The 13211-nt window shown below is 71.7% G+C and carries 11 protein-coding genes and 1 pseudogene; 7 read left to right on the top strand and 5 right to left on the bottom strand.

Going from position 1 to position 13211, the window contains the following annotated elements; genetic code table 11:
- Positions 1 to 369, bottom strand: a pseudogene (locus ACWDEN_RS44170) (hypothetical protein); the annotation flags it as partial.
- 479 nt (positions 370 to 848) lie between these two features.
- Between ACWDEN_RS44170 and ACWDEN_RS44165 the strand changes: the two are divergent.
- Positions 849 to 1571: a dienelactone hydrolase family protein gene (locus tag ACWDEN_RS44165; RefSeq protein WP_450863647.1), complete on the top strand. Its 723-nt coding sequence runs from the start codon at positions 849 to 851 to the stop codon at positions 1569 to 1571.
- A 10-nt stretch (positions 1572 to 1581) separates the two neighbouring features.
- On the opposite strand, the gene ACWDEN_RS44160 is transcribed toward ACWDEN_RS44165, so the two are convergent.
- On the bottom strand, positions 1582 to 1707 hold the full coding sequence (locus tag ACWDEN_RS44160; protein WP_351607346.1) for a hypothetical protein: 126 nt from the start codon (positions 1705 to 1707) through the stop codon (positions 1582 to 1584).
- Positions 1708 to 2225: 518 nt separating this feature from the next.
- Here ACWDEN_RS44160 and ACWDEN_RS44155 point away from each other — a divergent pair.
- The 3 genes from ACWDEN_RS44155 (at position 2226) to ACWDEN_RS44145 (ending at position 4493) form a co-directional block, all read left to right on the top strand.
- Positions 2226 to 2378: a hypothetical protein gene (locus ACWDEN_RS44155; protein WP_450863645.1), complete on the top strand. Its 153-nt coding sequence runs from the start codon at positions 2226 to 2228 to the stop codon at positions 2376 to 2378.
- A gap of 234 nt (positions 2379 to 2612) precedes the next feature.
- The gene (locus ACWDEN_RS44150) at positions 2613 to 2816 is read left to right on the top strand and encodes a cold-shock protein (protein WP_307623925.1); all 204 of its coding nucleotides are present in this window, start codon (positions 2613 to 2615) and stop codon (positions 2814 to 2816) included.
- Between the two features lie 87 nt (positions 2817 to 2903).
- Positions 2904 to 4493, top strand: a complete 1590-nt coding sequence (locus tag ACWDEN_RS44145; protein ID WP_351607348.1) for a DEAD/DEAH box helicase — start codon at positions 2904 to 2906, stop codon at positions 4491 to 4493.
- Between the two features lie 54 nt (positions 4494 to 4547).
- On the opposite strand, the gene ACWDEN_RS44140 is transcribed toward ACWDEN_RS44145, so the two are convergent.
- The 3 genes from ACWDEN_RS44140 to ACWDEN_RS44130 form a co-directional block, all read right to left on the bottom strand.
- On the bottom strand, positions 4548 to 6041 hold the full coding sequence (locus tag ACWDEN_RS44140) for a cellulose binding domain-containing protein (protein WP_450863643.1): 1494 nt from the start codon (positions 6039 to 6041) through the stop codon (positions 4548 to 4550).
- Between the two features lie 236 nt (positions 6042 to 6277).
- A complete protein-coding gene (locus ACWDEN_RS44135) occupies positions 6278 to 7615 on the bottom strand; it encodes a radical SAM protein (RefSeq protein WP_351607352.1) in 1338 nt (445 codons plus the stop codon).
- A gap of 58 nt (positions 7616 to 7673) precedes the next feature.
- Positions 7674 to 8348 carry a pyridoxamine 5'-phosphate oxidase family protein gene (locus ACWDEN_RS44130; RefSeq protein WP_450863640.1) on the bottom strand — a complete coding sequence of 225 codons (675 nt, stop codon included), beginning with the start codon at positions 8346 to 8348 and terminating at the stop codon, positions 7674 to 7676.
- A 156-nt stretch (positions 8349 to 8504) separates the two neighbouring features.
- Here ACWDEN_RS44130 and ACWDEN_RS44125 point away from each other — a divergent pair, with 156 nt between their 5' ends.
- From ACWDEN_RS44125 to ACWDEN_RS44115, 3 genes are all read left to right on the top strand, one after another.
- A complete protein-coding gene (locus tag ACWDEN_RS44125) occupies positions 8505 to 9788 on the top strand; it encodes an FAD-binding protein (RefSeq protein ID WP_351607358.1) in 1284 nt (427 codons plus the stop codon).
- 141 nt (positions 9789 to 9929) lie between these two features.
- Positions 9930 to 11192: an ROK family transcriptional regulator gene (locus ACWDEN_RS44120; protein WP_450863638.1), complete on the top strand. Its 1263-nt coding sequence runs from the start codon at positions 9930 to 9932 to the stop codon at positions 11190 to 11192.
- A gap of 11 nt (positions 11193 to 11203) precedes the next feature.
- Entirely contained in the window at positions 11204 to 13048 is a 1845-nt protein-coding gene (locus ACWDEN_RS44115; protein ID WP_450863636.1) for a glycoside hydrolase, read from the top strand.
- Positions 13049 to 13211 lie beyond the last annotated feature (163 nt).

The raw sequence follows: 13211 nt of genomic DNA, 5'->3' as shown, positions 1-13211 counted from the left end.
GTCGACGAGGTGCAGGCTGAACGTGCCCACGCCGTGGCGCCCGGTCGGTGCGGGCAGACTGAGCTGGAGAGCGGACGTGGCCGCGCGGGGCGTGAAGGCTTCCGGACGGACGGCGGTGTGCTGCTTCGGCACCTCGTCGTGCCGGGGCGCCCAGGGCGCGTCGTCCCGGTCGGGCTGGTCGGGCTGGTCGGGCTGGTCGGGCTGGTCGGGCTGGTCGGGCGAGAACCCGGTGGCGGTGGGCTTGTTGGCCGTCTTCCCGGCGGCCATCGCCGGCGTCATCCCCGCACCCAGGGCGATGGCCAGCGTGCCCGCCGTACCGACGGCTCTGGCGATCACCCTGCGGCGGTGGCGCGGTCGGCGGTGTTTCATGGGACCCCTTTGTCGGTCAGCAATCGAGGAAGTGGCGATCGGATTTCGCACCCGTACCGCCGCAGTGGCCTACGGTTTTCGGGCCCCTTGCGTTCACCGTCGTGGCGGACGGGACGAGCAGCTGAGCCAGGCGGACCAGGACAGGTCCGCCGAGGTGAGATGCGGCTTGTCGAGAGCGGCCGAGCAGAGGTTCATCCGGCCCACGAGGAGGCAAGCGGGTCATCCGTCGCCTGGACAACCTCTCCGGCCACACCGTGACCAGACAGGCCCGAAGCCCTTGGCTTCCGGCCACGGAGCCTCCGTGAAAAACCCGTTGGCGGACGACGGCGTCCATTGCTAGCTTTCCGGAGGCCGTGCGAGAGAACGAGGAGGTGGTACCCGTGAACGCAGTATCGACATGGGTGCTCCCCTCCGGGGTCACGGTCGGGCGATAGGTCGTCCGGGAGCGCCGTTCAAGCGCACTCCCGAAAGGCACGACCATGCAATTCACTTCCGAACAGCGCCTCGACGACGGCGTCATCGAGCGCGAGTTCGCCCTCGGCGAGATCCCCGGCACGCTGTGGACGCCTGAATCCGCCGCACCGGCTCCCCTGATCCTGATGGCCCACAACAACGGCCTGCCCAAAGGGGAATCCCGGCTGGTGGCCCGGGCCCGGCAATCCGCGGCGTACGGCTACGCGGTGGCCGCCATCGACGCCCCCGGGTGCGGTGACCGGCCCCGTTCCGCCGCCGACGAACGGGCCCGTGCCGACCTCCGCCGGGCGATGCAGGCCGGTGAGCCGGTCGATGAGATCTTCGAGTCCTTCATCGGCCCGCTGGTCGAAAAGGCGGTCCCCGAGTGGCGGACCACCCTGGACGCCCTCCTTTCGCTGCCCGAGATCGGCGGCCCGGTCGGGTACTCGGGGTGGACCGCCGTCGGCATTCGGCTGGCGGTGCTCGAGCCGCGCATCGCGGCCGCCGGTTTCTTCGCCGGTGGGTACGTGCCCCGCGCCCAGCGCCTGGAGGCCCGTCAGGTCACCATTCCGCTGCTGTTCCTGCTGCAGTGGGACGACGAAGGGAACCCCCGGCAGCGGGCCCTGGACCTGTTCGACGCCTTCGGCACCAAGGAGAAGACGCTGCACGCCAATATGGGCGGGCACACCGGCACCCCGTGGTTCGAGGCGGAGGACGGGAACCGGTTCTTCGGCCGGCACCTGAAGTGAGGGCGGGCCGTCAGGCCGGCAGCGGACGGTGAGCGGTGTCGGCCAGGATGCCGCTCGTCGAGGACAGGTCCCGGCCCTCCTCGATGGCGGCGGCTGGGAGATGCACCACCGCCCCGATCACGGCGGTACCGGCCATCGGCGGTACGGCCGGTCGGGGCGGCGCTCGGCCACCAGCGCCCGGGCCGGGCCGGGGGTTGGTCCGCATAGCCCCCTTCACCGGGACGGTTCGCGGAACACCTGTACGGAAGACCCCGACCTGCTGACCGGGCGTAGGTTCATGCCGCTCGTGCCGCTCGCGACGGCGGCGGGCGGCGGGCGGCGGGCGGCGGGCCGACCTTCGCCGCGCTCGAGGCTCTCGGGCCGTTCCCGTCAGCCTGATCCTGGTGACCGGGCAGACCCCAGCAACACCGATCCGCCGTCGGCCGCGATGCCGGCGTGGGTGGTGGCCCAGGTCTGCCTGTGCCTCCTCGCCGCGCCGCAGGTACGGAAACCGCTGGCCCGCGAGCGGGTGTGGCGCGTGGTCCACCCCGTGGGCGCGGCCGGCATGCCGCTGCGTCTGTGGCACATGCTGCCGGTGCCGGCCGTGGCCGCCCGCGTTCTGCCTGACCCGGCCTCGCGCCCGGGCCGCCGCTCGGGTCCGCGGTGTGGTGGGGGTTGCGCGTTCCGTGGCTGCTGCTGCTCGGCGTCGTCCTGGCCGGCGTCGTAGCCGCGCTGGGGCGCCTGGAACACGAGCTGGTCGTGCTGCACGAGCGGACCGGTCCGGACGCCGGCTCGGGCAGCCCGAGGCGGCGTCCGAATCGTGTGTAAAGGCGGCGGCCAGCGGCGGCCAGGCGAAAGTCACGATCACCCACAGCGTCCCAGGAACCCGTGCGTGCGGCTGGGAGATCCACCACGGGCCGTCGAGCTGTGCTACGGTCTTGGTGTTGCAGTTGTGGTACCCATGAACCTATGTGCGCCTGACGGGAATGTTTCTCCTTCAGGCGCATTATTTGTTTTCCGGCATCTCCGGATGGGGCCTCTGCCTGATAGAAAGAGAATGTCATGGCACAGGGAACCGTGAAGTGGTTCAACGCCGAAAAGGGTTTCGGCTTCATCCAGCAGGACGGCGGCGGCCCCGACGTGTTCGCCCACTACTCGAACATCGCGACCCAGGGCTTCCGTGAGCTCCAGGAGGGCCAGCGGGTCTCCTTCGACGTCACGCCGGGCCAGAAGGGCCCGCAGGCGGAGAACATCGTCCCCGCCTGATCGCCGGACGCGTATCCGCTCACCGGGGTCCGCACCGAAAGGGTGCGGACCCCGGTTTGTGCTGTTTCCAGGAAGGCAGAAAGCTGCATGTCCCGCAGGTCGCAGAAGCCGAACCGGCGCGCCTCGTCACCCTCACCGTCCGCGTCGTCACCGACGGAATTCCGGCTGCCGGAAAGCACGACACCCGCACTTCCCGCCGTCGAGGACTTCGCCGGGCTCGACATGCCGGCGGGGCTGCTGAAGACCCTCACCGCGCAAGGCGTCACCACCCCGTTCCCCATCCAGGCGGCCACGCTGCCCAACTCGCTGGCCGGCCGTGACCTGCTGGGACGAGGACGCACCGGCTCCGGCAAGACCCTCGCGTTCGGGCTTGCGCTGCTGGCCCGCACGGCCGGACTGCGCGCGGAACCCAAGGCACCCCTCGCCCTGGTTCTGGTGCCCACCCGGGAACTCGCCCAGCAGGTGGCGGACGCGCTGACCCCCTACGCGACGGCCGTGAACCTCCGGCTGGCCACGGTGGTCGGCGGGCTGTCCATCACCAAGCAGGCGGGAGCGCTCCGGCGCGGCGCCGAAGTGCTCGTCGCGACTCCCGGCAGGCTCAACGACCTCGTGGAACGCGGGGACTGCGTGCTCGGCGACGTACGCATCACGGTGCTGGACGAAGCCGACCAGATGACCGACATGGGCTTCCTGCCGCAGATCACCAAGCTGATCCAGCGAGTGCGGCCCGACGGGCAGCGCATGCTCTTCTCGGCCACCCTGGACCGGAACATCGACCGACTGGTGCAGCGGTTCCTGACCGACCCCGTGGTGCACTCCGTGGACCCGTCCGCGGGAGCGGTGACCACCATGGAGCACCATGTGCTCCACGTCCAGGACGAGACCGACAAGAAGGCCGTCACCACGCGGATCGCGGCCCGTGACGGCCGGGTCATCCTCTTCCTCGACACCAAGCGGTCCGCCGACCGGCTCGCCAAGCGGCTCCTGGCCGTCGGCGTCCGCGCGGCGGCCCTCCACGGCGGCCGCTCGCAGCCGCAGCGCAACCGCACCCTGGACCAGTTCAAGAACGGCCAGGTCACCGCGCTGGTGGCGACGAACGTCGCGGCCCGGGGCATACACATCGACGACCTCGACCTCGTCGTGAACGTCGATCCGCCCACCGACCACAAGGACTACCTCCACCGGGGCGGCCGCACGGCCCGCGCCGGCGGCTCCGGCAGCGTGGTCACACTGGTCCTGCCCGACCAGAAACGGGACGTCACCCGGCTCATGTCGGACGCGGGCATCCGCCCCCGGACGGCCCGCGTCAAGTCGAGCGACGCGGAACTGGCCACCCTCACCGGCGCCCGCGAACCTTCCGGCGTGCCCGTCACCATCGAGGTCCCCCAGCCAGCGGCACCGACGGCGTCCCGCGCGGCCCGGAACACCGGCACCGAGCCCGGCAGGCGCTCCGGCCGGCGCCGAAACGGCCGCGGGGCCGGGGCGGCGGCCACCGCCGGCGCTTCCGCAACCGGCAGGAGCCGGTCCGCCCGCCGGGCGGGAGCCGACAAGGCCACGGGTGATGCCGTCGGCGCGGGCGGCCGCAAATCCAGCCGCCGAACCGCGGCCGGCACGGCGACCGGCACTGCCTCCGGCAAGGCCGTCCGTGGATCCGGCCGCCGCACCCCGGCCAACTAGGCCCTGCACACCCCTTCCGTACGGGCCCCCGCACACCCCTTCCGTACGGCGCGCTCAGCCGGCCGAGCAGGACGCCCCGTTGAGCGTGAAACCGTACGGCGCCCGGTTCCGGCCCTGCCAGGTGCCGAGGAACCCGAAGGACAGGGTGCCGTGCGCGGCGACGGTCTTGTTGTAGTCGGCGGCGGTGGCGGTGACCCGGGGGCCGCTCTGGAGGGCGGTGGCGTCCCACATCTGGCCGACCTGCTGGCCGTCGCGGAAGGCCCAGGACACGTTCCAGCCGTCGAGAGGCCGGTCGGTGGTGACGGTGACGGTGGCCTGGAAGCCGTCGGGCCACTGGTTGACGAGGTCGTAGGCGACCCGGCAGCCGGTCGCGGGGGCGCTGGAGCGGCCGGGGCCGGAAGGGTGCGCGGCCGAGGAGGTGCTGCCCTGGGGCTCGGGGTCGGGCTGCTCGCGGCCGGAGCCGGACGGCGTCGGCGTCCGCGTCCGCGTCGCGGAGGGTGTGACGGCGGACGCCGTCGCCGGGCCGGGCGGGGTACTGGTCCAGGAGACGCTGGGGTCGGCGGCGACCGGCTGCCGGTCGTCGCGGGCGGCGGCGCTGTCGTCGGCGGAGCCGCCGAACGGCATCATCGACACACCGAGCGCCAGGGCCGACAGCAGCACGGCGGCGGCGAGCAGGCCGCCGCGCAGGGCGCGGCTGCGGCCGGTGCCCTCCGCCGGATCGCCGGCAGCGGGATCGGCGCCGCCGGGGCGGCCCGCGCCGAGGCGGACCTCGGCGGCGCGGCGTCGGCGTTCCAGGTAGGCGAGGCCGCCCCAGCCGATGACTCCGCCGGCCAGCGCGGCGGGCAGCCCGCCGCCGTGCAGGCGCAGGCAGGCGGCGGCCTCGGCACAGCGGACGCAGGTCGCGAGGTGCCGGGAGAGGTCGTCGGGGGCGTCGGCGGCCGGGGAGCGGGTGACCGCGTCCAGCAGGCGGGCGTAGGAGCGGCACTGCGCGTCCATGGGGGTGTCCAGGTGCGCGCGGTGGCAGCGGTCCCGGAACAGGGTGCGGACCTGGTCGAGTTCGTCGGCGACGGTGGCCGGGTCCAGGCCGAGCCGGCGGGCGACGGTGGGCAGGGGCAGCGCCTCCGCCTCGGCCAGCCACAGCAGCGAGGCGTCGGCCTCCTGCATGTCCCTCAGGCCGCGCAGCGCGACCGGGCGCTCCAGCGGCGGCCCGGTATAGCGGGCGGCCTTGGCGGAGTTGAGCCACAGCCTGAGGTCGGGGTCGAGCTTGTGGCCCCGGCCGTCGGCCTCCCAGGCGGCGGCGGTGTCGCGTACGGCGGTGAGCAGCGCCGGGATCGTGGGCAGCCGGGCGGTGCGGCGGCCCGCGCCGCGCACATGGGTGCTCGCGGCGGCGCGGATCTCGCGCATGCCGAGTGTGAAGGCCTCGGTGGCCAGTTGATGGGCCGTCAGGGAACCGGAGGTGCACAGGTCGGCGTAACTGAGCACCGCGTCCCAGCCCTCCGAGAACAGCGATGCCTCGGTGGCGTCCTGGGGGGTCGGCAGGTCGGGCATGGGACTCCTGCATCCACGAGCGAGGTCAACTCACCATAGGCCGAAGGGAGTTGCAGGGAACCTCGCGGCAGGGCACAGAGCCTTTCACGTCCTCGACACAACTGACAAGCGGCCTGTTCACATCCGGTTACCGATGGTGTCTGGACAGATGCGTGACGCTACGAGCCCGCAACTCCGGCCTGAAGTACGGATGCGGGCGCCGTTCCGTTCACCGCCACGCCGGTCCGGTGCGGGGATCACACCTCGAGCGGCGCCTCCGCCTCCGCGGGTTGCTCGGCGGGCAGGCTGTCCATGAAGGAGCTGACGGAGAAGACGGCGCGGCCGGGTCCGGGCGGGCCGTATCCGGGCGGGGAGGACAGCCCGAAGTCCTCCATCGTCTGACGGTAGGCCTGCAGCAGCCGGATGTGGTACTCCAGCGGCGCGCCCTGCGGGTTGGCCTTGCCGAGCGGGGTGGTGGGCTCCGGGCACCAGGTGGTGAAGCGGGGCGTGATGCCGTGCGACATGAAGAAGCGCAGCCCCTCGGTGGTCGAGGCGATCGCCTCGTCCACCGTCGTGAACCCGAACGGCTCGGCCATCTCCACGCCCGCCACGAAGTTGGGGATCACGTTGCGCGCGCCGAAGACGTCGGCGGAGTCCAGGATGCGCTTGTGCCACTCGTCACGGCCGACGTAGCGCTCCTTGCCGGGGCAGTACAGCTCGAACAGCCGGCGGTCCCACACCTCGAAGTTGGGGTGGTAGATCTGCACGCCGTAGTCCTTGAACCGCTGCACGTCCGCCTTGGGCAGCGCCTGGGCGACGACCTTGCCGATCCAGCGGCCCGGGAAGCGCTCCTCGATGGCCTTGGCGTAGTGACCGTAGAAGTCGGCCTCGTCCCGGCCGGCAACCGTTTTCGTAATGGCGCCGCCGGTCAGCGTGTAGGCGGTGGAGGCCTGCTGGGTGTCGTACCGGTCGATGATCTCGAGGGCCTCCAGCACCTCCTCGACGTCCTTCACACCGGTGTACGGCCGCCCGGCCGCCTTGTGCTGGCGCCAGTTGTGGTTGATGTCGCAGTACTGGCACTCCTCCTTGGCGCCGAAGTACTGGCAGACACGGAAAACGGTGAGATAGATCAGGTAACCCCACTGGATGGTCGGGGCCACCTCCATCACGGACTTTCCGTTGGAGAGGGTGTGCCGGTAGTACTCCGGCATCGGCGGCACGCCGACGTCCGCGATCCGCTTCCCGTCGAGGTAGAGCCCGAGCAGTCCCTCGTCGTCGGCGGCCACCCGGTACGGCGAGGCCGGGTTCACCCGTACGGAGACAACGGTACGGCGCAGCTCGTACGGGCCGCCGGTCAGGATGATCTCCTCCGGCGGGCGCCGCAGCGCCGCCTCGCCGAGCTCGGGCAGGGTGCCGTGGTCGAACGAGAAGATGAAGTACGACTTCGGCTTGACCTCGCCGCTCTCGTTGTCGCTGAGGGCGGACGGGTCGAAGGCGACGCCGCCGCGGAGCAGGTCCTCCTTGAAAACGGCTTCCCGTGGCACGTGCGGGAACCGCTCCATCAGATCCTCGACCAGCGCGGTACGACTGCCCATCCGTCTGTCTCCTCCCGGCTCAGGCGTACGTCTTACACCGTATGCCCCCGGCTGCGGCTCAGCCGTGCCGGGTCCCCGCACGGCGCGCGATGTGGTCCGGTACGGCGGTCCCCGCCGGCAGCGCCGGGTCGGGCTCCGGGGTGCCCCAGACCGTGGTCAGCGGCAGGACCCCGGCCCACAGGCCGAGGGCCGCGTCGGGGCTGTCGCCGTCGTCCGGGGCGCCGGTGCGGATCTTGACGGAGGCCTCCTGCAGGGACAGGGCGAGGAGGGTGGTGGCCGCCAGTTCCTTCCGGTCGGGGCGGCGGGCGTACGACCACTGCCCCGGCGCGGAGTGCTCGGTGAGCCGGCGCAGCCCCGCCAGCTTCTCCTCGGGGTCGGTGACCTTGCGCGCCGTGCCGTGGATCATGGCGCTGCGGTAGTTGACGCCGTGCTCGAAGACGGACCGGGCGAGCACGAGCCCGTCCACGTGGGTGACGGTCACGCAGACGGGCACATCCCCGGCGAGGCTGCGGCTGGCCACGGAGCCGTGCAGATACAGCCACCGCTCGTCCCGCCCGTACACCGTGGGCACGACGAGCGGCCGCCCCTCCACCAGCACCCCGAGATGACAGACGAACGCGGCGTCGAGGATCGCCTCCAGCTCCGCCCGCTCCAGGCTGCCCTGCTCGCGCAGCCGGCGGTGGCGGGTGCGCTCGGTGACGGGCAGGCGGGCGGGAAGCGGTTCCTGGGTCATGGATCGAAAGGTACCGATATCGCATTCAACAGGCCAGTGAAATTTCGGATACGTCGATGAATACGGTTACAGCAACGAAATCCGCAGAGTGACTCTCCTCTGGACCCGGACGGATGAGAGGGTCGGCCCCTACGCACTCTCCAGGAGGGACGCCACGTGACAGGGAAGGCAGCCGGGAAGGCCGGGACCTCCGGGTCGGTCACCAACTGGGCGCGCACCGTCACCTACACCGCGCGGGAGTTCCACCGCCCGCGCACGCTCGACGCGCTGGCGGCGCTGGTGGCGCGCAGTGAGCGGGTGCGGGTACTGGGCAGCGGACACTCCTTCAACCGGATCGCCGACCCGGGTCCGGACGGCGTACTGCTGTCCACGGCCGGGCTGCCGCGGGTGATCGAGGTCGACACGGCGGCGCGCACGGTCCGGGTCGCGGGCGGGGTCCGCTGTGCCGAACTGGCCCGGGCGGTCCACGCGCACGGTCTCGCCCTGCCCAACATGGCGTCCCTGCCGCACATTTCGGTGGCCGGTTCGGTGGCGACGGGCACGCACGGCTCGGGCGTGGACAACGGCCCGCTGGCGTCGGCCGTACGGGAGGTGGAGATGGTCGTCGCGGACGGCACGGCCAGGACGACGGGCCGGGACGACGCGCGGTTCGACGGTGTCGTGACCTCCCTCGGCGCACTCGGCGTCGTCACCGCGCTCACGCTCGACCTGGAGCCGGCGTACGAGGTGGAGCAGCGTGTCTACACCGAACTCCCGCTGAGATCACTGGACTTCGAAGCCGTGTCGGCTGCGGGGTACAGCGTGAGCCTGTTCACGGACTGGCGGGAACCGGGCTTCAGGCAGGTGTGGGTCAAGCGGCGCACGGACCGGCCGGCGGTGGACTTCCCGTGGGCGGAGCCCGCGCGGGTGCCGCTGCACCCGGTGCCGGGCATGCCCGCGGGCAACTGCACCGAGCAGCTGGGCGTGCCCGGGCCGTGGCACGAGCGGCTGCCGCACTTCCGGGCGGAGTTCACGCCGAGCAGCGGGGAGGAGATCCAGTCGGAGTATCTGCTGCCGCGTTCGGCGGCCCTCGACGCGCTCCACGCGATCGACGGCATCCGGGAGACGGTCGCCGGGGTGCTGCAGACCTGCGAGGTGCGTACGGTCGCCGCCGACACGCAGTGGCTGAGCCCGGCCCACGGACGGGATTCGGTCGCGCTGCACTTCACCTGGGTGCGGGACGAGACGGCGGTGCTGCCGGTGGTGCGCCGGCTGGAGGAGGTGCTGGACCCGTTCGATCCGCGCCCGCACTGGGGGAAGGTCTTCCAGATCCCCTCGGCCGCACTCCGGCGGCGGTATCCACGGTTGTACGACTTCTCGCGGCTGGCCGAGTCCGTGGATCCTTCCGGTACGTTCGCCAACGCCTTCGTGCGGGACCACCTCGGCCTCCGCGATGACTGAGGGCCGCCCGGACAGGGACTTCCTCCAGCCCCTTTCCTAAGCCCTTGTCGAAACTCCCTCGCAGCCCATAGCCTGGCGCCCGCGCCGGTGCCGAGTCGCCCCGGCGTGGTCCGGCTGGACGGGACGGGAGGGGCAGCCGCGTTGAAGCGCACATCACGTGACATCCGCACCGCGAACCGCTACGAGGTGCTGCGCCAGATCATCGCCGAGTCTCCCACCTCCCGGCAGGAGCTCGCCGCCGCCACCGGACTGAGCCTGGCCACGGTCGCCACGCTGGTCGGCGAGCTGCTCGACCTCCGCATGATCACCGAAGTGGGGTTCGAGGACTCCGCCGGCGGCCGGCCCCGGGGCCTGGTCGCCGTCAACGCGTCGGGGGGCGCGTTGATCGGCGTCGACATCGCGGAGACGTACGTCCATGTCGAGCTGTTCGACCTGGCGTTGAACGTGCTGGCCCGCGCCGACGAGGACATGCGGCCCGGCGAGAGCCGTCCGGCACAGGTGGTGGGCCATGTGGCCGCGGCCGTCGGCTCGGTGGTGGCGCAGGCCGGGGTCGAGGCGGCCCGGGTGCTCGGCGTCGGGGTGAGCGTGCCGGGCCAGGTGGACCGGGACACCGGCGTCGCCGAGTACGCGCCCAACTGGGACTGGCACGACGTGCCGTTGCATGACCTGCTCGCCGAACACATCGCGTACCCCCTGCACTTGGACAATCCGCTGCGGGCCTGCGCGGTGGCCGAGCTGTGGTTCGGGGCCGCACGGGGCCGCGGGGACACGGTCGTGGTCAATCTGGGCACGGGGGTCGGCGCCGGTCTCGCCCTCGGCGGCGGGCTGCACCGGGGGGTGAGCAACAGTGCGGGCGAGTGGGGCCACACCACGCTCGTGCTGGACGGGCGGCTGTGCCACTGCGGCAACCACGGCTGCGTGGAGACGTACGTCGGCGCGCCCGGCATCATGCAGAACCTGCGCGAACTCTGCCCGCAGTCCCCGCTGTTGCACCCCGAGGACCAGACGGCCACCATCGACGCCCTGGCCCGCGCGGTCGCCGCGAACGACCCCGTGGCGCTCAAGGTGGTCCGGGACACCGCCCGTTACCTGGGGGCCGGCATCTCCGACCTGATCAACCTGCTCAACCCGGAGGTGGTCGTGCTCAGCAGCTGGGTCGCCGCCAGGCTGGGCGAGCCGCTGCTCGGCGAGGTGCGACAGGCCGTCGCCCGGCACGCGCTGCGCCGGCCGCTGGCCGCCACCGAGATCGTCCTCTCCCCGATCCCCACCGACCCGGTGTCCCTCGGCGCGGCCACGTTCGCGCTGGAGGGGGCGCTGCAGTCCGTCGGGCAGAGGCAGGGCACCACCAAAGGCACCGTCAGGCGCACCACCCTCGCAAGGAGCCGTACCGCACCGCCTTCATGACGACGGAAGGGATGCACGTGTCTCACCCCCGCAAGAGATCCCTGCTGCTGACAGCCTCCGCCGCACTGGCCGTCACCGGAGCCCTTCTCACCTCCCCGCCCGCGAGCGCCGGGGCCGCCCCGGCCGCCGCCGAGGTCTCCCCGCACGCCGCCCAGACCATCGACAACATCGGCGCGTCCGGGGCCTGGTGGGTCGACGACCTCCAGCACTTCACCCCGAAGGTCCAGGCCAGGGTTGCCCGACTCCTGTTCTCGAAGCAGGGGTTGGACCTGAGCTCGTACCGCTACAACATCGGCGGCGGCGGTGTCGCGGTCACCACTCCGGCCCGCGCCGCCGAGGACTTCCTCTCCGCCGACGGCTCCTACGACTGGAGCAGGGACAAGGGCGGCCGGACCTTCCTGACGTACGCCGCGCAGTACGGCGTGAAGGATCTGATCGGCTTCGTCAACAGCGCACCGGCCCGGTGGACGACCAACGGCAGGAGCTGCGGCGGCCGGCTGAAGCCGGAGAACGAGAACGACTTCGCGAAGTACGTCGCCGACGTGACCGACCACTTCGCCCGGCAGGGCGTGAAGCTGGACTACATCAGCCCCTTCAACGAGCCGGACAACAGTTTCGCCGAATGCGGCCAGGAGGGCATGCCGGTGCCCGTCGACCAGCGCGACGACATCGTGCGCGCGCTGGGCGCCGAGCAGCGGGCCCGGCACCACAAGACGGGCATCATCGCGGACGAGTCGAGCAGGACCACGCAGTTCACCAGCGAGGTCCCGCAGTGGATCACGCAGCCCGGCACCGCACAGTACGTGTCCAGGCTCGCCCATCACACCTACGACGACCCGGACGACGGCCGGCTCGGAAACGTTTACGAAACGGCGAAGTCGGTCGGGAAGACGCCCTGGGCCACCGAGATCTGCTGCTTCGGCAAGGGGAGCACGGGCTGGAACCAGGAGTACGACCCGACCATCGACAGCGCGCTGCTGATGTCACGGATCATCTACAAGGACTTCGCGACCTCCCACGACTCGGCGTTCCAGTGGTGGGTGGCGCTCGCCAGCGGTTACGGCACCGATCCGAACACCAGGAACGACCAGGGCTGGAACGACGGCCTGATCTACTACGACCCCGACTACGCCACGAACGGCAACCAGAAGCTGTACTTCACCAAGCGGTACTACGCGCTGGGCCAGTACAGCAGGTTCGTCCGGCCCGGGGCGGTCGCGCACGACGTGACCGGGGCCCCGGACGGCGTGGAGGTGTCGTCGTACGACCGGAACGGGCAGTGGGTGGTCGTGGTGAACAACCACAACACCACCGACACCGCGCTGAACCTGCACTTCAACGGCAGGGCGCCGGTGCGCGCGACCCAGGCGGTGCGGACCTCGGCGGAGGAGAACTGGGCGAGGGTCGCCACGCCGGCCGTCAGAGGCGGAACCGTCTCCACGACCCTGGCCGCCCGCTCCATCACGACCTACGTCCTCGACCAGAAGGGGCAGGGCGGTACGGCGCTGACCGGCGCCCTGGTCGGCAAGCAGTCCGGCAAGTGCCTGACCGCCGACGCCTCGGGGGCCGCGATCACCTCCTGCACGGGCGCGGCCGGCCAGTCGTGGTCGTACAACGCGCAGGGCACCCTGAAGGGCGCCAACGGCTATCTGACGGCGGGGAGTTCGGGACTGGCGGCCACCGCCACGGCCACGCACGACGGAACCCAGCAGTGGCTGCTGAACGGCAACGGGCAGATCGTGAACGAGGCGTCGGGCAAGTGCCTCGACGTCGGCGGACAGGCGACCGCCGACGGCAGCACGGTGATCCTGTACAGCTGCAACGGCGGGGCGAACGAGGCCTGGGCCCGGCGGTAACCGCCACTCTTCCCTGACTGGGGGCCGCCGGCCACTCCCCTGACCCGGCGGCCCCATCTCCCTTTTCCCGCTGGCCCGTTCGGGATTCCGGACCAGGCACAACACTTCGAACAGACTTCGTCCGACCCCTTGCCGAAGCCTTAGCCGAAGGTTAACGTCCCGC

It is taken from the genome of Streptomyces sp. NPDC001153, assembly GCF_053598315.1.
The sequence above is the reverse complement of the archived record's forward strand: the minus strand, read 5'-3'. Positions and strand labels throughout refer to the sequence as shown.